This window comes from Chryseobacterium sp. GW821-FHT04C04 (assembly GCF_059420365.1).
In genome coordinates this window covers 44,923-63,992 of sequence record NZ_JBWKTO010000007.1, presented here as the reverse complement: position 1 = coordinate 63,992, position 19,070 = coordinate 44,923, and the positions used below count along the sequence as shown (strand labels likewise).

General features: G+C 36.6%; 20 protein-coding genes. 4 read left to right on the top strand and 16 right to left on the bottom strand.

Going from position 1 to position 19,070, the window contains the following annotated elements:
• Positions 1-51: 51 nt before the first annotated feature.
• The 5 genes from porD to AC07UM_RS21935 form a co-directional block, all read right to left on the bottom strand.
• Complete coding sequence (gene porD / locus AC07UM_RS21955; RefSeq protein ID WP_494684936.1) at positions 52-957, bottom strand: type IX secretion system protein PorD; 906 nt, start codon at positions 955-957, stop codon at positions 52-54.
• 36 nt (positions 958-993) lie between these two features.
• The gene (coaBC, locus tag AC07UM_RS21950) at positions 994-2,199 is read right to left on the bottom strand and encodes a bifunctional phosphopantothenoylcysteine decarboxylase/phosphopantothenate--cysteine ligase CoaBC (protein ID WP_494684937.1); all 1,206 of its coding nucleotides are present in this window, start codon (positions 2,197-2,199) and stop codon (positions 994-996) included.
• 125 nt (positions 2,200-2,324) lie between these two features.
• Complete coding sequence (locus AC07UM_RS21945; protein ID WP_027372958.1) at positions 2,325-2,648, bottom strand: DNA-directed RNA polymerase subunit omega; 324 nt, start codon at positions 2,646-2,648, stop codon at positions 2,325-2,327.
• Positions 2,649-2,689: 41 nt separating this feature from the next.
• On the bottom strand, positions 2,690-3,685 hold the full coding sequence (locus AC07UM_RS21940) for an outer membrane protein assembly factor BamD (protein ID WP_494684938.1): 996 nt from the start codon (positions 3,683-3,685) through the stop codon (positions 2,690-2,692).
• A 103-nt stretch (positions 3,686-3,788) separates the two neighbouring features.
• Positions 3,789-4,418: a TetR/AcrR family transcriptional regulator gene (locus AC07UM_RS21935; protein WP_047097234.1), complete on the bottom strand. Its 630-nt coding sequence runs from the start codon at positions 4,416-4,418 to the stop codon at positions 3,789-3,791.
• 96 nt (positions 4,419-4,514) lie between these two features.
• Here AC07UM_RS21935 and AC07UM_RS21930 point away from each other — a divergent pair, with 96 nt between their 5' ends.
• From AC07UM_RS21930 to AC07UM_RS21915, 4 genes are all read left to right on the top strand, one after another.
• Positions 4,515-5,141: a TatD family hydrolase gene (locus tag AC07UM_RS21930; RefSeq protein ID WP_494684939.1), complete on the top strand. Its 627-nt coding sequence runs from the start codon at positions 4,515-4,517 to the stop codon at positions 5,139-5,141.
• Positions 5,134-5,859, top strand: a complete 726-nt coding sequence (locus tag AC07UM_RS21925; RefSeq protein ID WP_494684940.1) for a tRNA threonylcarbamoyladenosine dehydratase — start codon at positions 5,134-5,136, stop codon at positions 5,857-5,859. The genes AC07UM_RS21930 and AC07UM_RS21925 overlap by 8 nt, the downstream gene beginning before the upstream one ends.
• 104 nt (positions 5,860-5,963) lie before the next feature.
• Positions 5,964-6,335 carry a ribonuclease P protein component gene (rnpA, locus tag AC07UM_RS21920; RefSeq protein ID WP_103231451.1) on the top strand — a complete coding sequence of 124 codons (372 nt, stop codon included), beginning with the start codon at positions 5,964-5,966 and terminating at the stop codon, positions 6,333-6,335.
• A gap of 249 nt (positions 6,336-6,584) precedes the next feature.
• Complete coding sequence (locus tag AC07UM_RS21915) at positions 6,585-7,193, top strand: DUF4126 domain-containing protein (RefSeq protein ID WP_494684941.1); 609 nt, start codon at positions 6,585-6,587, stop codon at positions 7,191-7,193.
• 37 nt (positions 7,194-7,230) lie between these two features.
• On the opposite strand, the gene AC07UM_RS21910 is transcribed toward AC07UM_RS21915, so the two are convergent.
• The 11 genes from AC07UM_RS21910 to lysA form a co-directional block, all read right to left on the bottom strand.
• The gene (locus AC07UM_RS21910) at positions 7,231-9,234 is read right to left on the bottom strand and encodes a DUF8458 domain-containing protein (RefSeq protein ID WP_494684942.1); all 2,004 of its coding nucleotides are present in this window, start codon (positions 9,232-9,234) and stop codon (positions 7,231-7,233) included.
• A 1-nt stretch (position 9,235) separates the two neighbouring features.
• Positions 9,236-9,787, bottom strand: a complete 552-nt coding sequence (locus AC07UM_RS21905; RefSeq protein WP_494684943.1) for an LptE family protein — start codon at positions 9,785-9,787, stop codon at positions 9,236-9,238.
• Positions 9,777-10,481 carry a hypothetical protein gene (locus AC07UM_RS21900; RefSeq protein ID WP_494684944.1) on the bottom strand — a complete coding sequence of 235 codons (705 nt, stop codon included), beginning with the start codon at positions 10,479-10,481 and terminating at the stop codon, positions 9,777-9,779. Before AC07UM_RS21900 ends, AC07UM_RS21905 begins: the two co-directional genes overlap by 11 nt.
• Positions 10,482-10,494: 13 nt before the next feature.
• Complete coding sequence (locus tag AC07UM_RS21895; protein ID WP_494684945.1) at positions 10,495-11,787, bottom strand: sigma-54 interaction domain-containing protein; 1,293 nt, start codon at positions 11,785-11,787, stop codon at positions 10,495-10,497.
• A gap of 36 nt (positions 11,788-11,823) precedes the next feature.
• Positions 11,824-12,621 carry a tetratricopeptide repeat protein gene (locus AC07UM_RS21890; protein ID WP_494684946.1) on the bottom strand — a complete coding sequence of 266 codons (798 nt, stop codon included), beginning with the start codon at positions 12,619-12,621 and terminating at the stop codon, positions 11,824-11,826.
• The gene (locus AC07UM_RS21885; protein WP_494684947.1) at positions 12,593-13,111 is read right to left on the bottom strand and encodes a hypothetical protein; all 519 of its coding nucleotides are present in this window, start codon (positions 13,109-13,111) and stop codon (positions 12,593-12,595) included. The genes AC07UM_RS21890 and AC07UM_RS21885 overlap by 29 nt, the downstream gene beginning before the upstream one ends.
• Before the next feature lie 10 nt (positions 13,112-13,121).
• Positions 13,122-14,558 (bottom strand): tRNA (N6-isopentenyl adenosine(37)-C2)-methylthiotransferase MiaB, encoded by a 1,437-nt coding sequence (miaB, locus tag AC07UM_RS21880; RefSeq protein WP_494684948.1) that lies wholly within the window; start codon positions 14,556-14,558, stop codon positions 13,122-13,124.
• A 132-nt stretch (positions 14,559-14,690) separates the two neighbouring features.
• Positions 14,691-15,110 carry an energy transducer TonB gene (locus tag AC07UM_RS21875; RefSeq protein WP_494684949.1) on the bottom strand — a complete coding sequence of 140 codons (420 nt, stop codon included), beginning with the start codon at positions 15,108-15,110 and terminating at the stop codon, positions 14,691-14,693.
• A gap of 10 nt (positions 15,111-15,120) precedes the next feature.
• Complete coding sequence (locus AC07UM_RS21870) at positions 15,121-15,603, bottom strand: energy transducer TonB (protein WP_124535945.1); 483 nt, start codon at positions 15,601-15,603, stop codon at positions 15,121-15,123.
• A gap of 137 nt (positions 15,604-15,740) precedes the next feature.
• The gene (locus tag AC07UM_RS21865; RefSeq protein WP_494684950.1) at positions 15,741-17,474 is read right to left on the bottom strand and encodes a thiamine pyrophosphate-dependent enzyme; all 1,734 of its coding nucleotides are present in this window, start codon (positions 17,472-17,474) and stop codon (positions 15,741-15,743) included.
• 333 nt (positions 17,475-17,807) lie between these two features.
• Positions 17,808-19,010 carry a diaminopimelate decarboxylase gene (gene lysA / locus AC07UM_RS21860; protein WP_185117002.1) on the bottom strand — a complete coding sequence of 401 codons (1,203 nt, stop codon included), beginning with the start codon at positions 19,008-19,010 and terminating at the stop codon, positions 17,808-17,810.
• Positions 19,011-19,070 lie beyond the last annotated feature (60 nt).

Here is a 19,070-nt window from a genome sequence, read left to right as displayed (position 1 = left end):
AAAATCAAATGGTCTGTTAGTAATTTTATAGGATTTTTATAGGTGTCAATCTTATACCTTCCATTTATTCCACTTATTGTCAATATTTTTCGGAGAAAGGATAATCATGGTCTGCTTCAGATCATTAAGAATCAAGCCTCCGTTATTGCCTGAATTGAAGATATTAAAGATCTCATCACTTTTTGTATCCATAAAGAGGTTGAAGAAAAATGCCTGCTGAAAAGTATTTTCGTACATTTTCAACTGCATCAGGGCATCAAAAATCACTTTTTTCCCCGCAGTCTGGTCCTGGTTGAAAAGGTTATCCAATCCTGCTCTGTGATATGTATAAATAGTAGAACGCAACTGGCTCCAGTTGGGATTCATGATTTCATTAATCAATATAGAACGGCTTCTTGGCTCATTGATGGTATTCCAGCCTTCATAGTTTCTGTTCTGAGAATTCTGTGCAATCTGTTGTGCTTTTGCATACCATTGGGACCCTCCCATCGACTGGAAGCTGTCACCGTCTAAGCCCAAAATAACATAAATATAAAAACTGACAACGTCTGTCAAATTTTTACCTGAGAACTGTCTTTCATTAAAAATAAGACTTTCATTTTCAATATATTCAAAACCAAATCTCTGGTCCTGAAGATTCAGTAAAGGAGATTCATAAGTTGTATTATAAACAGGACGCATGGCCTGAACAACAATGGACCCTTTGAATCTATTGCCATCTCTTTCCCCAATAACAATGGAAAAACCACATTTTATTTTTTCAAAATTCTGAAGTTTCTTTCCAGTCCAGCTGGTATTATTGATAAAGTCTCTGAGACTTTTTTCCAATGCTTTATACGCCTGCTGGTTACTTCCTCCTACCAGTTGGGAGTTTACCTGAACAGTAGCCAACAGCTCCTGAGAAAAACTTTGGGTATATATGAAAAACAGAAAAAATAAACTTATAATTTTTTTCATTGTCTATTAAAAATTGAGAACGGAAATTTATTAAAATTATTTTAAAAGTTGAGCCTCAACAAAATTGAGAATATCTTTCGCTACATCATCTTTGGATTTCAGATTGAATTCTTTCTTCTCCGTTTTGGTAAATATTTTGATTTTATTGGTATCATTCTTAAAACCGGCACCTTCATCACGTAGAGAGTTCAGAACAATCATATCCAGATTTTTCTTTTCCAGCTTTCCTTTTGCATTTTCTTCTTCATTCTGAGTCTCCAGGGCAAATCCTACCAGGAACTGGTGGGTTTTCTTCTCCCCCATCGTTTTAAGAATGTCCGGATTTTTAACCAATTCTATCGTCAGACTCTCGTCATTCTTCTTGATTTTTTCTTTTGCCACTTCTTTGGGTGCATAGTCTGCTACGGCTGCACTTGCAATTCCGATATCTATTCCTTCATAAAATTCAAATACTTTTGCCAGCATTTCTTTTGCTGAAGTCACTTTATGAAGTTCAACCTTTGGGTCGTTTAGGGTTTGGAAGCTTGGTCCTGAAATCAGAATAACCCTTGCTCCTCTTTTTGAAGCTTCTTCAGCCAGCGAAAACCCCATTTTTCCCGATGAATGATTTCCGATGAATCTTACAGGATCTATAGCCTCATAGGTAGGTCCTGCCGTAATTAAAACAGTTTTCCCTTCAAGGCTTTTTGAATGGATATTTGAATTAAAATAATTGTCAATAGTAGAAAAAATAGTTGCCGGTTCTGCCATTCTTCCCTGACCGATCAATCCACTTGCCAATTCTCCATTTTCTGCAGGAATAATGATATGTCCAAAGCTTTCTGCAAGCTCTAAATTCTTCTTTGTAGAAGGATGTACATACATATCTAAGTCCATTGCGGGAGCAATAAATACCGGGCATTTTGCTGACATATAATTTGCAATAACCAGGTTATCACACATCCCATGAATCATTTTAGACAGTGTATTGGCAGTACAGGGAGCTACAACCATTACGTCTGCCCAAAGCGCCATTTCTACATGGCTGTTCCAGGTTCCGTTATCACCATAAAAGTCTGAATACACAGGTTTTTTTGACAACGTAGACAGGCTTAATTTCGTCACAAAATGTTCTGCATCTGGGGTCATGACAACCTGTACTTCAGCACCTTTTTTCACAAAATCTCTGATCAGGAAATGAATTTTGTAGGCTGCAATTCCTCCAGAAACCGCGATAAGTATCTTTTTACCGGAAACACTCATTTAGTTCTAATTTTTTGAAATACTAAAGTACTTATTTTTTCCCACACAATCAGGCTTTAAAACGACAAAGGTCATAAAAGAAATGAATTCCTTTATGACCTCTTGATTTATTAAAACACAGATGATTATTTTCTGTCTTCTGTTTTTCTGAAATAGATATCTTCGTTTAACCACTCTTCGATAGCAATTGAAGTTGGTTTTGGAAGCTTTTCGTAATGTTTAGAGATCTCAATTTGTTCTCTGTTTTCGAAAACCTCTTCTAATGTAGAATTGTGAACAGCAAATTCATCCAATTTGTTGTGAAGTTCCGTACGGATCTCCGCATTGATCTGCTCTGCTCTCTTTCCCATGATAACAATAGCTTCGTAGATTGAACCTACTTTATCTTCAATCTTATCTTTGTCGTAAGTAATTGTATTTACTTCGGCTTTTGTATCTTTTACACTCATTTTGAGAAAATTATTTTTATTTAAGATGGCAAATTTACGAATTATCTTTGGATTTTGAAAGTCGCTGCCGGAGGAGGGGTCTTAAGTGCTGCACTGTCCCTCTGTAACTGCATTGCTTTCTTTTCATTGCTGATTTGATCTTTAACCTGCTGCTCAGTTTTATCTTTGTCGGCAAGTTTTTCGGCCTCTTTTTTCTGTCTTGCTGTTAAAGCTGCAATTCTTGCTTCAGTTTGTTTTTTAACAATCACGAAGTTTTGCTTTTCCTTTTCCAGTTTTTCTCTTAGATCGGCAGCTGTCTTAGAATATTCTGTATTGGGAAGTTCCTTCTCCACCAGTTTAGTATAAGTCAAAGCACTTTCAATACGCTCATCTTTAAGACCATATACTGATTTTACCGCCAGTTCATAACGGGCTTTCATGATATAATCATAAATTTTTGAACGAAGTTTTGTACTTGGGAAGTCTTCCAAAACATTTTCCAAAGCAACATTCGCGGCTTTGTACTCTCCCATGTTATAGTACTGTTTTCCGTTTTCATAAGCTTTAAACTCAAGCTTATAAGACAACTCATCAATAAGCTGGCTGATATTTTTAGATCTTTCGGAATTCGGATAATTGTTCAGGAAGTCCTGAAGCTCATTGATCGCCAATTCTGTACTGGACTGATCCAAGTTGTAATCCATAGATCCTTCATAGTAACACAATGCAGACATATATGCTGCTTCTTCCGCTCTTGGATCTTTTGGAAAACTAACGGCAAAGTTTTTAAACTGGTGACCTGCCAGCTTATAACTCTTGTCATAGTAGTTGGCATAAGCAGTGTTGAAACCTACATTAGGAAAATCATCAGTTCCTGCCACAAGATTAGCAAGTCTGTCATAGAGAGCCAATGCATTTTTCCACTTTTTCTTAGCGAAGTTTTCATTAGCCGCCTTTAAGATAAACTCTTTATCAGCACTCCTCATTGCTCTTTCCTGCTGGCTTACACAAGATGAAATCACTGCTACAGCAAAAAGACCTAAAATATATTTTTTCATATAAAAAATTCAACAGTTTTCGGGTTACACAGCCGATTTACTAATTTGCAAAAATATAACTTTTTTGTCAATAGATTTTTTTTTATGAATATTTAACGTAATTTTAGTCTGCAGCGTATCCCAAAATAGCAAAAACACTTAATAAAAGATTCATTCTCACCTTCTTCTCAGCTTCTTTGGTATAGGTTTCTTCATTTTTACTCGGAACATACAATTCATAAAAGTTTTTATTCCTGATCACAAATAAAGTGGATCCGATAATCATGGTAAGGATATCTTCCGGCTTGGGTGTAAAGGTAAAAACTCCTGAAGCAACTCCTTTTTTAATGACTTCATCCAGTTTTTTTACGAATAACTGGTAGAAATCAAGCAGTTCATCTTTTAGATTTTCTGTATGACGAAGTTCCTGAGTCACAAACCCATGGAAATAATTGTATTTAAATAGCTGGGAAACAATATATTTAATCATTTCTCTCATCTGCATCTCCGGTTTTCCTTCTTTGATGGTATCCGCAAATTCCGAGAAATTTTCTCTGGTCTTCAGTACCCGGTATTGATAGAGATAGGACATCATTTTCTCTTTGGAACCGAAGTAATAAGAGATCATCGCAACATTGATATTGGCTTTAGAACAAATATCTCTCACAGAGGTACCCTCGTATCCTTTTTTTGCGATAAGCTCTTCTGCAATATCCAGTATATGAATCTGTTTTTCCGTAAATTTTTTTTTCATGAAGTGCACTTTGAGTAAAGTTAAGAAATTTTTAACACATTTATAAACGATCGTTTAATAATTTTAGATTAAATCTGAAAAATGCTATTTTTGAATATGGAATTTTTTGATTTTCATCATCATAAGAAATATATCAGGAACGGAATCTACAATCTTGGGATAGAAAATATTCCACCGGATTTTCCTTATTCTATTGGTATACATCCCAATGATATTGATATAAACAATATAGAAGTACAGTTTTCATGGATGAGAAGCATGATGTTGGAGAACTGTTTTGCCATTGGAGAATGCGGTTTGGATTCATTGGTTTCTGTGGATCAGAACATTCAGGAAGAAGTTTTTCTAAAACAGATAAGAATAGCCAATGAGGTAAAAAAGCCTCTTATCATTCATTGTGTAAGAAAATTTCATGAGGTTATTTCTTTTAAGAAGAAGGCTGAACAACCAATGATTATCCATGGTTTCAATAAAAAAAGACAAATTGCTGAAGACCTTCTGGCTAATAATTTTTATCTGAGTTTTGGAAAAGCTGTTTTGTATAATTTATCTTTGCAGGATATTTTAAAAAACACCCCATTAGACAAATTGTTTTTAGAAACTGACAATGAAGATTTTAACATCGAAGAATTGTACGGTAAGGTTTCAGAAATAAAAGGAATTTCTTTGGAACAACTGAATGAACAAATTTTAGAAAATTTACACTCAATAAAAAATGGATAAATACTGGCTCGAAAGAACTGAACTTTTGATAAAGGAAGATGGATTGGAAAATCTGATAAAAGCGAACGTGCTTGTTGTAGGCCTGGGCGGAGTAGGTTCTTTTGCCGCTGAATTTCTTGCAAGAGCCGGAGTAGGAAATATGACGATAGTGGATGGTGATACTGTAGATATCACCAACATCAACAGACAGCTTCCTGCTTTACATTCTACTGTTGGAAAACACAAGGTAGAAGTTGTTGCTGAAAGACTTCTTGACATCAATCCACAGCTTAATTTAACCAAAATCAATGAATTTCTAAATCCTGAAAGAATGGATGAAGTGCTGGATTCTGCAAAATTTGATTATGTTTTGGACTGTATCGACAGCGTTACGCCAAAACTTAGTTTGATTATCGCGGCCAAAAGAAGAAGGATAAAAATCGTAAGCTCAATGGGAGCCGGTGGAAAAACCGATCCAAGCAAAGTATTGGTAAGAGACATCAGCAAAACCGAACATTGCCACCTCGCAAGACAGGTAAGAAAAAGGTTGAAAAAAGTAAAAATAGACAAAGGAGTTCGTTGTGTGTTTGCCAATGATATTCAGGACGAAGAAAGTTTGAAAATGACTGACGGAACCAATTATAAAAGATCATTTTACGGAACAATAAGCTATATGCCTGCCATTTTTGGCTTGTACACCGCTTCAGAAGTGATTACTCATTTATTAAATCAAGATTAAAACATTCCCACACCTACTTCGCAGATTTACAAAAGCACCATCGTTTATTAATGTGTGAAATAGGTGGGATAAAAAATATAAAAATTACTATTACAACTCCGTCAATGACAAATTCTCAATATCCCAGAGCGGAAAAGCTCAAAAAAAACACGGAAATCGGTTTGCTTTTTGACAAAGGCAAATGGAGGACCAATGGCAATCTGAGAATCATCATTCTGAAAGATAAGCCCACCCTTTCTGTAGAATCTGCAAGATTTGGAGTTTCTGTTTCTAAAAGATATTTTAAAAAAGCCGTACACAGAAATCGCATCAAAAGACTGCTGAGAGAATGCTACCGTTTGAATAAAGATTTATTTAAGCTCGCTTTTGGAGAGAAAACAATGGCAATGGTATTTTGGGTTTCTTCTGAGATGCCTCCGAAATTTCAGGATGTGGAAGCGCAATTTATAAAGCTTTGTGAAGCGCAGAAAAAGTAATCTTTTTCATTAGAATAAGAGATCTGTGAGATAAAAAACCTCACAGATGATGCGAATCAGGGAGATTTTTTATTTTCATTTACACTGATGATTGCGCGGATACTTTATTTTTTATCTCTACAGTAAATCACAAATAGCGAAGTTCGAAACGCTCATCCCCATCTAGTATCTGGAACGCTGAAATTAACAGCAGTCCAAATATCATATAGTTTTTGTAATTTAGGGAAAACATTAAATCTGAAAATTAATATGTTAGACAATATTCCCTATTTTTCTTATGTCATCAGTGCATTTATTGGCATTGGATTGGCAGCGGCTACAGGCTTCCGGGTATTTCTCCCCATGTTTGTTGTAAGTCTTGCTTCTTACTTCAACTGGATTCCCATGAATGAGCATTTTGAGTGGCTTGCAGGCTTACCTACGCTTATTACAACAGGAATTGCCACGGTTGCAGAGATCCTTGCTTATTACATCCCTTTTATTGATCATTTGCTGGATACGGTATCTATTCCTATGGCAACAGTTGCTGGTTCTATATTATTTGCCAGCCAGTTTACCGAACTTGGAACTTTCCCGCAATGGGCAATGGCATTAATTGCAGGTGGTGGTACAGCAGCAACCATCAGTACCGGATTTGCAGGAATACGGGCTGCTTCTACGGCTACTACTGGCGGACTGGGAAATTCTGTGGTAGGAACAACAGAGACGGCAGGAGCGGGTCTTATGTCTGTTCTGGCAATGGCTGCTCCCGTGATTGCCGCAATTTTTTCAATAATTATTTTAATTCTTGTTATTGTTTTTGGGCGGAGGGCCTGGAAAAAACTAAGAGGCCGCAAAGACAAGCCTCAAAATATATAAATAAAAAAGGTACTGCTTATAACGGTACCTTTTTCTTTTAATTCTTGCTTCTGAAATCCTTAATATCCTGAATTTTAGATTCAAAATATTTTTTCTTCTCAGGGTTCTTTTTGATTAATATTTCAAATGCTTTTATCGCTTTTGTATAGAGTTTCTGTTCAAAATAAAGTTTGGCCAGCGTCTCTGTCATCAAATGTGATATATCATCATTCTTTTCTTTAACAACATAGCTGCTTTCTTCTTTTAACTGACTGATCCTAGGATTGTTTTCGATAAAGGCTTCAATAGCCTTCTCTTTAACTTCTGATTTGTCTTTTTCGACTTCTTCAACTCTGTCAATCTTCAGCCAGCTTTGCCATGTATTGATAAAACCGGGAACATTGCTATCAGCTGAGGGCTGAGGGGTATTCTTCATAGTAACCTCCTGTACTTTTTCTACAGGTTCTTCTTTACTTTCCTGCTGTTTTTCTTCAACCTTAAGGGTAGAAATATCAGTTCCGAAGAAAGATACATTCATCACAGGAGCGTCTTCTTTTGAAACTTCTGCCGCCTTCTCTTCTTTAGGAGATTCAAAAGTTTCTGTTTCTTCTTCTACAGGCATAGTTTCTTCCTTCGACGTTTCTGTAAAAGTTTCAGCCGTTTCCTTTGGTTGTGGCTCTTCGATAATTATTTGTTCCTCTGCTTGAGGAATTTTTTCTGCTGCCGGAGCTTTTATTTCAGGAGCTGATATTTGTGTTGATTTGCTGATTAATGAATCAGGCATATTGGATTCCACACTCATTGGCTTCCATGCAGACTGAACCTCGGGAACTTTTTCTTGTTCTTCTTGTTTTTCCTCAGCAATTTCAACTTTAGATTCCTCTTCTACAGGCAATTGATTTTCAACAATTTCTTCCTGTATTGGCTCTTCTTTCGTTTCTCCAGGTTCTTCCTGACCGGTTGACCAAAAATGGAAATTTTGAGTTTCAGCGAAGCTTATTTCATGATCTTCAGTGGTTTCCGGCTCTGATTCTTCTTCTTGAGAAACAGATTTAGTCTCCTTCATTTTTTTCTCCACCTCTTCAATCAGACGCCTCATTTCCTCCTCATGTCTATTTACATTGGGTTGAGAAATTTCGACTTCTTCAACAGTCTCTCTACTGTTTGCCTCTATTTTAACATCAGGCATAAAGGAATCTGTTCCATGAAAGCTTACTTCAGCATCTATTTCTTCTCTCGGCAGTTCTTGATCAGATACAGCTTCATGATTATCTGCTGTTGCTATACTTTCAGGTTCTTCTGTGACTTCTTCGTCAACATTTACTTCTGGTAATAAAGGTTCTACTTCATGGAAACTTACATTTTCTGTTTCATCTATCTTCTCTCCTTCTTTTTCTGAAGAAATCTGATCTTCATGAATGATCGTCTCCGGTGTAAAGTCTTCTCCTGCATTCTCCTCTATTTCAGTCTGAATTTCTTCTTTTTGTTCCTGAACCGGCTGCTCTGCAATAGTCTCAGCCTTTTGGGTTACCAAAGTTCCTGATTCAAGGGTAGACTCAATATCGATGATCTCAGAATTTTCTTCATCCAGGAAGTTCTCTTCTCCTTCAAATAAAATTCTGTTTCGTTCACCGTTTACATAAATAGGTTTTACGTCTTGTAAAATTGGCAAGACATATGCATTGGCTTCCTCATCTGCTTGTTTTTCTAAAGAGACCTCTTCTTCTCTTTTAATAGGAAAAGATTTGCTCTTCGGGGTATATTGAACAGGTTTTTCAACTGTTTTGATAGGTTTTTTATCTTCAACAATTTCAGGTTTTGACTCCTGTCTGATCTTTCCGTTGATCAGTTGATATAAAATCTTCTTATCTGTAGTATACGCAGCGGTTGTAGAAAGCTCTTTCTGATAGTTTTCTTTTTCGTACAGGTGTATTCCATACAGATGAAGCGCCCTAATATTTTGAATATAAGGAAAAGTGTGAATCTCTTCTTTCAAAAGACCAAGGTCTTCTAACTGAATATTTTTCGGATTTTTTATTAATTCTAAAACTCTGGGATTCATCTTACCAATTCGCTACAATGTCGTTAAATATCTTATTAATAATTCTATCTGTCACCAGCTTAACCTGCTGGTCTTCAATCTGACTTAGTGATACATCACTGTTGAAAGCGGCTTCATCAGAATACGTTCTGTCGAAACTTGAATCCGGATGAATTTTATTTTCATAATGTACCTTTACTGTAATCGTAAGTTTATTCTGCCCCTGCTGAATCACTCCGCCAGACGGGTTTGTCACGGTACTGGAGCTTACTGTAGTAGGTGTAATTGAATAATCTGAGATTTCTCCTTCTATCAGGATATCAGGATTTTCTTTTGTTCCTTTCAACGTGGTTCTCTGAAGGAATCTATTTTGTATGGCTGTAGAAAACTGTTGTGATAATGCTGGGTTTACAAGAGCTGCATTATTCGGAAATTCGTTGATCTGAACAGTCTTCTCATCTGTAAGGGATGATCCCGTAAAGCTGTAGCATGAATTCAAAACTCCCAGCAGTGCAAAAAGCATTACCGTTAGTAGTGATTGTTTCAGGCTAATATTTTTAATTTTAAAATTCATTTTTAGATCCAATTTCAGTAATTTCATCATACTCAATTTGTTGTATAGCATCTTCATAAGCAAAATAATTTGCGGTGTATAAAAATGGTATCGTAAGAAAAATTCCTACCCCGCAAGCAACAATACCAATCTGCGACAAAATACTCACCACTAATGAGAAAAGAAAAATTGACAATAAATTTCCTTTGGTCATCACTTTTGAAATATTCCAGGCTTCTTTTATTTCGTTGATTCCTTTAAGACTAATTAATGGGATGATATAAAACCCCTTCAATAGAAAGTAATATATCGCTGCTATTAATAAAAACATGTAAGGAAACATAAAAATCATGATCATTGGATTGGGTTCATTACCTTCAGACATTGCACCTGATATCCCCAGCACAGCAATTAAAGGAATGTAAAGTGCTAAAACACCTCCAATAATAATTAACTGCAACATAAAATAAGGCATGAAATCTTTAAAATCAAAAATATCTCCGGGACTTGCTGCCTGATTTCTATTAAGCTTTTGAAGATACTTGTATAAATTACCCATAGCTAACAGTCCACAGAAAGGAATGATCGACATGATAAAGCATACTAAAAATGCTATAAAAATGTTCCCGAAATCTTTCTTTAAAAGTTCGAAACCTTTATTAATATATTCTCCGAGTTTAAAATTGATCGGTTTAGGTGTTAAAATTACTTTCATTATTTATGTTGTGCTAGTCTTCCAGATTATATTGTTTTATTTTCCTGTATAAAGTTCTTTGTGAGATTCCCAATTCATCTGCGGCTCTGTTTCTGCGTCCTCTATGCTTCTCCAACGCTTTGATTATCAAATCTTTTTCATTATTCTGAAGAGAAAGCGATTCTGGTCTGTTTTCTTCCACTTCGATGTCTTCAAAATCTTCATAGCTGTCTTCAGGGCTTGAAATGATTGTCGGTGTCTGAACTGCCGGCGTATCGTTATTATTTTCAAAATATAATAAAGATCCTGAGTTATTCACCTGTGGCTGACTTTCAGGGGTATAAATCCTGTTGATCAGGCTTTTTTCATGATTGCTCAGATCTGCTGTGCCTCTGTTCTTGATCAATTCCGAAGTTAAGGATTTTAAATCATTAATATCATTCCTCATATCAAATAGAATTTTATACATGATTTCCCTCTCACTTCCGAAATCGTTCTGTTTGGGAGCACTTTGGGTATTTACCACCATCGGAAGGTGTGTTTCCATAGGAATATACTCCGCAAGTTTCTCAGCAGTGATGCTTCTGTTTCTTTCCACAACGGTCATCTGCTCCACTAAGTTTCTTAATTGGCGGATGTTCCCCGGAAAAGCATAACTTTCTATATAATGAACTGCACTGGGCTCCAGCTCCAGTTCCGGCATTCTGTATTTTTCTGCAAAGTCTATCGCAAACTTTCTGAATAACAAATGAATATCCCCCTTTCTTTCTCTCAAAGGCGGCATATCAATCTGAACAGTATTCAAACGGTAATATAAATCCTCACGGAATCTTCCATCATGAATAGCCTTCATCATATTAACGTTGGTAGCAGCTACAATTCTTACATTGGTTTTCTGTACCTGTGAAGATCCTACTTTCATAAATTCTCCACTTTCCAAAACTCTTAAAAGACGAACCTGGGTCTGTAATGGAAGCTCTCCTACCTCATCCAAAAAGATGGTTCCTCCGTCTGCTACTTCAAAGTACCCTTTTCTAGTAGTGGTAGCCCCCGTAAAGGCTCCTTTTTCGTGTCCAAATAGTTCAGAATCTATAGTTCCTTCCGGAATAGCCCCGCAATTTACTACGATATAGGGCTGGTGTTTTCTTTTGGATTCTGAATGGATGATTTTCGGAATAAATTCTTTTCCCACTCCACTTTCTCCAATCACCAGCACAGAGATATCTGTAGGTGCGACCTGGATAGATTTTTCCAGGGCTCGGTTGAGTGCCGGAAAGTTCCCGATAATTCCGAAACGGTTTTTTATGTTTTGTAGCTCGTTGCTCATAAGTAAATTTTTGATTATTGATTTAATGTTAATCTTCTACAGCTCTTCAATCTGTTTTCTGTAGACTTTGTTAAAATGATGGGTATAGACATCTTTCATCGTCTTTCCTTCATCATACGTTTGTAAGGCTAACTTCTTTAAATCCAAATAATCTTTGTTTCTGATCTTAGAAACTTTACTCTTAAAGTATATGTTATCAGCAAAGTCGTATTCTTTGCTTTGTTTTTCAAAATTTTCAAGGGCTTTATCATATCTTCCCAGTTCGAAATAGGTAACTCCCAACTGGTAATGATCATACATCCCCTTCACATAACCTCTGGTGGTCAGAAGCTGCTCAATAATCCCAGCGGCTTTGTCTTTCTCCCCTAACGCACTGTAGGACATTGCTCTTACCACATCCAGATTATAATCTCCGTTTTGGGATCTCCCTAAGTCTTCGGGGTAATATTTTTTTAAATCATTTAGATCCTGTATAGCCCCACTGTAATCTCTTACAAATTGAAACCTGCACCAGCCTCTGTAGCCCAGATACATTTGCGGATTTAAAGCAACCGCTTTATCGATTAAATTTTTCCAGGTTACAAAATCCCCGTTTTTTAGATAGGGAACGGCTTTCTCCATATAAGCATGAGAGAAATCGGGACACAATTCAATAGCTTTGTCAAAGCCTTCCTGAGATGCTGCGAAACCTTGTAAATCTGAAGCCCAGTTGTATAACTCACACGCTTTTTTGCAGTTCTCACCCTCTACTGCATTACAGTTGACCTGTGCAATAGTATTGGTGTAAACTATAAGTAACAAAAAGCTAAGGTAATACCTCTGAAACTTTTCCATTTTCAATTTTATAGGTTAGATACTGATAATAATCTACTTTTAAACCTTTTATCTCTTTTGGCATCCAGCCATCGAGTGATTTTGTAAACTGCAGCAGCTTATTTTCCAATTCTTCATCCAAGGCAATATCTTTCAGATCTGAGCTCATATGCTGTACCCTGAACAACCCTGCCTTTCCTTCACAATTTACTAAAAATCTTACGGTAATATAACCGTTGATTTTCTTTTCAGAATATATATTTTCTTTTTTAAGTTTTTCAGCGATTGCTATTTTCTCTCCTTTGTAGCTAAACCCGTCTTTACCTTGGTAATACTGCAAGCTAAAAGAGGCTAGTTTTCCTGCTCCGCATTTTTTAAAATCAGGATCATCCAGTTTTTTATCAAACTCAATATCTCCTACGGTTCCGGGATATTTTTTTGCATTTTTTTCTGTCTGGCAAGATACCAAAGCAAAAGAAAATAAGGCAAAAAGACAAATCGCTTTGATCAAAACTTAATTTTTATTCCACTGTTCTCCCTAAAAGTGTGCCCTGTGTGTTGTCATAAGCAAAAACGTTCACAATGTCACCTATTTTCTGTCCTTCAAGCATATCAAAGACACATACGGCATTCTGAGTGTTTCTTCCTTTCCATTGGTTTTTATTTTTCTTAGAAATTCCTTCAATCAGAATCTCGTGTACTCTTCCGACATAAGATTTCATTCTTTGTCTTGAAAGCTCACCCTGAAGGGCAATAACCTCAGCAAGACGTCTCTGTTTCACATCAGCAGGAATATTGTCTTCCATTTTTTTATGAGCCGGAGTTCCTGGTCTTTCCGAGTAAGCAAACATATAACCGTAGTCATATTCTACTTCTTTCATCAGACTTAAGGTATCCTGGTGATCTTGTTCTGTTTCATTACAGAATCCCACGATCATATCCTGAGAAAAGGATACTTCCGGAACAATTTCCTTCGCCTTTTTGACCAGGTCCAGATATTCTTCACGGGTATGCTGTCTGTTCATCGCTTCAAGCATATTGTTGCTTCCGCTTTGCACAGGGAGATGTACATATTTACAAATGTTATCGTGTTTTGCCATCATCCTGAACACATCAAGATTCATATCCTGAGGATTGGAAGTTGAGAATCTGATTCTTAGTTCAGGAACAGCTTTAGCCACTAAATCAAGCAATTGAGCGAAACCAACCGCTGTTGCTTTCTGCATTTCAGAAGCTTTGGCAAAATCTTTTTTAGGACCGCCTCCATACCATAAATAAGAGTCTACGTTTTGTCCCAAAAGGGTAATTTCTTTATATCCGTTGTTGGCAAGGTCTTTACATTCGTCTATAATAGAGTGTGGATCACGGCTTCTTTCTCTTCCTCTGGTAAAAGGAACGACGCAGAATGTACACATGTTATCACAACCTCTTGTAATGGTTACAAAAGCTGTAACTCCGTTTCCTCCTAAACGTACCGGATTGATATCTGCATAAGTTTCTTCTTTGGAAAGAATTACATTAATAGCATCTCTTCCGTCATCGGTTTCTTTTAAAAGATTAGGTAAATCTCTATAGGCATCAGGACCCACAACAAGGTCAACCAATTGTTCTTCTTCTAAGAACTTGGTCTTCAACCTTTCTGCCATACATCCCAGAACACCAACCGTCATATTCGGTCTTTCTTTTTTAAGATTTTTGAACTGGGCAAGGCGCATTCTTACAGTTTGCTCTGCTTTTTCGCGAATGGAGCAAGTATTTAAAAGAATCAGGTCCGCTTCTTCTACCTTCATTGTTGTATTGTATCCTTGTTCATTAAGGATGGATGCAACAATCTCAGAGTCAGAAAAATTCATCTGACAACCATAGCTTTCCAAAAACAGTTTTTTAGAGTTCTCCGGCCTTTCTGCAATAGCAAAAGCTTCGCCCTGTTTTGTTTCATCTATATATTTTTCCTGCACGATAATCGATTTAAGGTCCGCAATTTTAAATTACGAACAAATAAGTTTGCAAAGATACAAAATATTGTGACAGATTGTCAGCGCTATTATTTTAACAAAATCTAAAATTGTACAAATAATTTGAATCCATAATTAATCATGGTCATAAGCGTTGTTGTTAAAACGAATTTTCATGATCAGCTTCGAATCAACCGGTATTCCATTTTTTGTAGCCGGCTGCCACTTTCCTTTTACTTTTTTAAGTGCAAACTTCATATCATCAATAAACGTTTCATCATTTTTGAATCTGGGAAGTATGTCGACTTTATCAATTTTTCCTTTTGAATTAATATTAAATAAGAAAGTTACTTCTCCCTGAATTGCGTATAAAGCAACATCTATATAGGCATGCACCATATTCAGAAATTCCTTTCTAAAGGCATCTTCACCTCCCGGGAATTCTGCTTTTCTGAAATCCTCTCCAGGCTGTACTTGAATTTGAGCTTTTGTTTCTTGTGAAAATCCTTTAAAACTTAAAAGTAAAAAAGGTAAAACCATAAGGTATTTTTTCATGTATTGGGTATTAGTCTATATCTGCTGAAATTGAAGAGAAGTTCATTTTAACTTTAATCTGTGAAGCTACAGGCTGTCCGTTGCAAGATGCCGGAGTCCAGTTTTTCTTTATTCTTCTTACGACATACTGCATGTCGTCAAAAAAGACTTCGCTGTTAAGAACCTTAGGCATCCCTTTCACATCAACTACTTTTCCTTTAGCATCAAGCACTAAGGTAAATATAAAGTCACCTGTAAGAGCATAGAAATCTGAATTCAGATAAGCATACATATATTTGTTCAGGATATCTTTATAAGCCGCAACCCCTCCTTCATAAGCTGCTGGTTTAAAATCATTGCATTTCACCGCAACCTGCATAAAAGGTTCTTTAATATCTATTTTCAAAAGATTTTTATTGCTGTCTCTGATAAAAGAGTCATCGCGTTCTTCCTGATCCTGTGCAAATGAGAAATTCGCTGCACATAAAGCTAAAAATAAAAATAGAGTTCTCATAACTTTGTTTGCTAATAATAAACAAAGGTAAATATTTAGCTCATTTATAAAAAAGAAAAACTTCACACAAAGTATGAAGTTTTACAATATCTGTATCTGAGTTTCAGATAGGCTTCTTATATCAGCGTGCTTTTTTCTTATAACAAACCTTTGATATGTTTATAATTGCTTTTCACCGTTTCAAAAACCTCGTCCATCTTCCCTCCAAGCATGAGCTGTGCCATAGATTTGGTCATTCCCATAACCTGATCAAATTCAATTTTGGGTGGAAGAGCAAGCGCATTGGGATTGGTAAAGATATTCAGAAGATAAGGACCATTGTGATCTAAGCATTCTTTGATGGCACCTTCAACATCTTCGGGAAGATGTACGTTTTTTCCAGGATAGCCCATCGCATGTGCTACCATTGCAAAGTCTGGGTTGATCATATCTGTTTCATTATCCGGCATACCGCCTACTTCCATTTCCAGCTTTACCATTCCGAGTGTTCTGTTATTGAAAACAATCAGTTTTATCGGTAGTTTATACTGAAAAATAGTTGCCATATCTCCTAATAACATAGACAGCCCGCCGTCGCCACACATCGCAATAACCTGTTTTTCCGGATGTGCCAGAGCAGCTCCAATTGCCATAGGCATCGCATTAGCCATTGATCCATGATTAAAAGATCCCAGCATTTTTCTTTCTCCGGTTCCTGTAATGAACCGGGCTCCCCATACACAACACATTCCGGTATCTACAGTAAAAATAGCGTCTTTTCTAGCAAGCCTGTCTAAAGTATGTGCTACATATTCCGGCTGTATCGCATTCTCTTTTCCAAAGTCTTTTACATAATCTAACTGGTTTTCTTTTACTTTATCATAAAATGCCAGCTGTTGATTGAGAAAATGATCATCTGTTTTTTCTTCAAGCAGGGGAAGTAATGCTTTTATTGTTTCTTTGATATCTCCTGTGAGTCCTAATTCCAATTTTGCTCTTCTTCCCAGTCTTTCAGGACTCTCATCTATCTGTACGATTTTATTTTTTACCGGCATGAATTTCTGATAGGGGAAATCTGTTCCCAAAAGAATGACCAGATCTGCTTCATGCATCGCATGATATGCGGAAGGAAACCCTAACAATCCTGTAAGTCCTACTTCATTTGGATTATTGGGCTGAATAGCCATTTTCCCACGGAATGAATACCCTACAGGTGCTTTTAAGAACTTAGACAATGCGATAACCTCTTCACTTGCTTCGGCAGCCCCGATTCCACAGTATAAGGTTACTTTTTTGCTTTGATTAACCAATGCCGACAAGCTTTTCAGCTCATCGTCCGAGGGTCTTATAATAGGATTGGTTTTAAATATCTGCGGGGAAGTAGGTCCTTCTTCTGCATCCAGCTCAGAAACGTCTCCCGGAAGACCTATCACAGCAACCCCTTTTTTGGAAATAGCATGCTGAATGGCAGTTTGAAAAGTTCTCTGTACCTGTTCCGGGCGTGTAATCATCTGATTATAATAGCTGCAATCGTCAAACAGCTTTATGGTATTGGTTTCCTGAAAGTAATCCATGCCCATTTCGTCACTGGGAATTGTGGAAGCAATCACCAACATCGGAACATGAGAACGATGTGCCTCATAAACCCCATTAATTAAATGAACGTGCCCCGGCCCACAACTTCCGGCACATACTGCTAAGCCATCAAGCTCAGCCTCCGCAGCCGCTGCATAAGCCCCTACTTCTTCGTGGCGTACATGAATCCATTGAATACTGCTTTTCTTAACAGCAATATTCAAATGATTGAGACTGTCTCCGGTTACTGCATAAATTCTTTTCACATTGGCTTTTTCAAGCATTTCAACAATTTGCTCTGCAATATTTTTGGCCATAATTACTCTGTTTTGGTAGTTGTTTTTTATGAAAAATGGTGATTGATATGGATGAAAAAATCCCTATCTCTATCAAATTTAGCTAATTAAATTGGAACTTACGCCCGCTTTCAATGTTAAAAATTTGTAATTTTTATATTGAAAGCCTATTATTTTTCAGGGAAAAAACCCATTATTTTGGTGTATTCTTTTTTCTTTTTTGAATCTTCTTCTTCAAACCTTATAGGTTTTTAAAACCTATAAGGTTTAGCCCATCAGCAAAGTCTAACCGAATTGATTTAAAAACAAAACAGCCACCCAAAAAGGTGGCTGTTTATCTAGTATATCTTAAGTTTACATTACTATTTCAATCTGATTTCTCAATAGATCTTCAAACTCATCTCTCTTACGGATCAAGTGAGCTTTTCCATCTAAGAACAACACTTCTGCAGGTTTTAATCTTGAGTTGAAGTTTGAGCTCATTTCAAAACCATAGGCTCCTGCGTTATGGAAAGCAAGGATATCCCCTTCTCTTACTTCGTTCAATTTTCTGTCCCATGCGAATGTATCGGTTTCACAGATATTTCCTACTACTGTATAAATTCTTTCTGCTCCTTTCGGATTGGATAAGTTTTCAATCATGTGGTAAGAATCGTAGAACATAGGACGGATCAGATGGTTGAAACCTGAGTTTACTCCTACGAAAACGGTAGCTGTAGTTTGCTTGATTACATTAGCTTTCACTAATAAATATCCGCTTTTCCCTACTAAGAATTTCCCCGGCTCAAACCATAATTCGAATTTTTTACCGGTAGATTTTGAAAACTCAGAAATTACTTTTTCAACTTTTTTACCTAATGTTCTCACATCGGTCTCTTCTTCACTATCCTGATAAGGAATTTTGAAACCACTTCCCATATCCAGGTATTTCAGGTTCGGGAAATGCTCAGAAAGTTCCAGCATAATTTCCAAAGCCTGCAGAAATACATCCGGATCTTTGATTTCGCTTCCTGTATGCATGTGAAGTCCTTCAACATTCAGGTTGGTACTTTTCATCACGCGTTCGATGTGACGAACCTGGTGAATAGAAATACCGAACTTACTGTCGATATGCCCCGTAGAAATTTTATAGTTACCTCCGGCGAAAATATGTGGATTGATTCTTACTAAAATAGGATATGTATTTCCATATTTATTCCCGAATTGCTCAAGAATAGAAATGTTATCAATGTTAATATGAACTCCAAAAGTCATTGCCTCTTCTATTTCAGCCAAGTCAACACAATTGGGCGTAAACAATATTTTTTCTTTCGAAAATCCTGCTTTTAGTCCAAGTTTGACTTCATTAATAGATACACAATCCAAAGATGCACCCAGATTCTTGACATACTTAAGGATATTGATATTCGTCAATGCCTTCGCTGCGTAGAAGAACTTTGTATGTTTTAAAAAAGAAGATGTAAGCTTCTCGTATTGAACTTTGATGGATTCGGCATCATAAACATACACAGGTGTGCCAAACTCATTGGCGATCTTTAATAATTCTTTTGAATTCATAATTTCATTTTAACATAAAAAAAGGCAGATTCTTCCAAAAAGAGTCTGCCACATTGATTA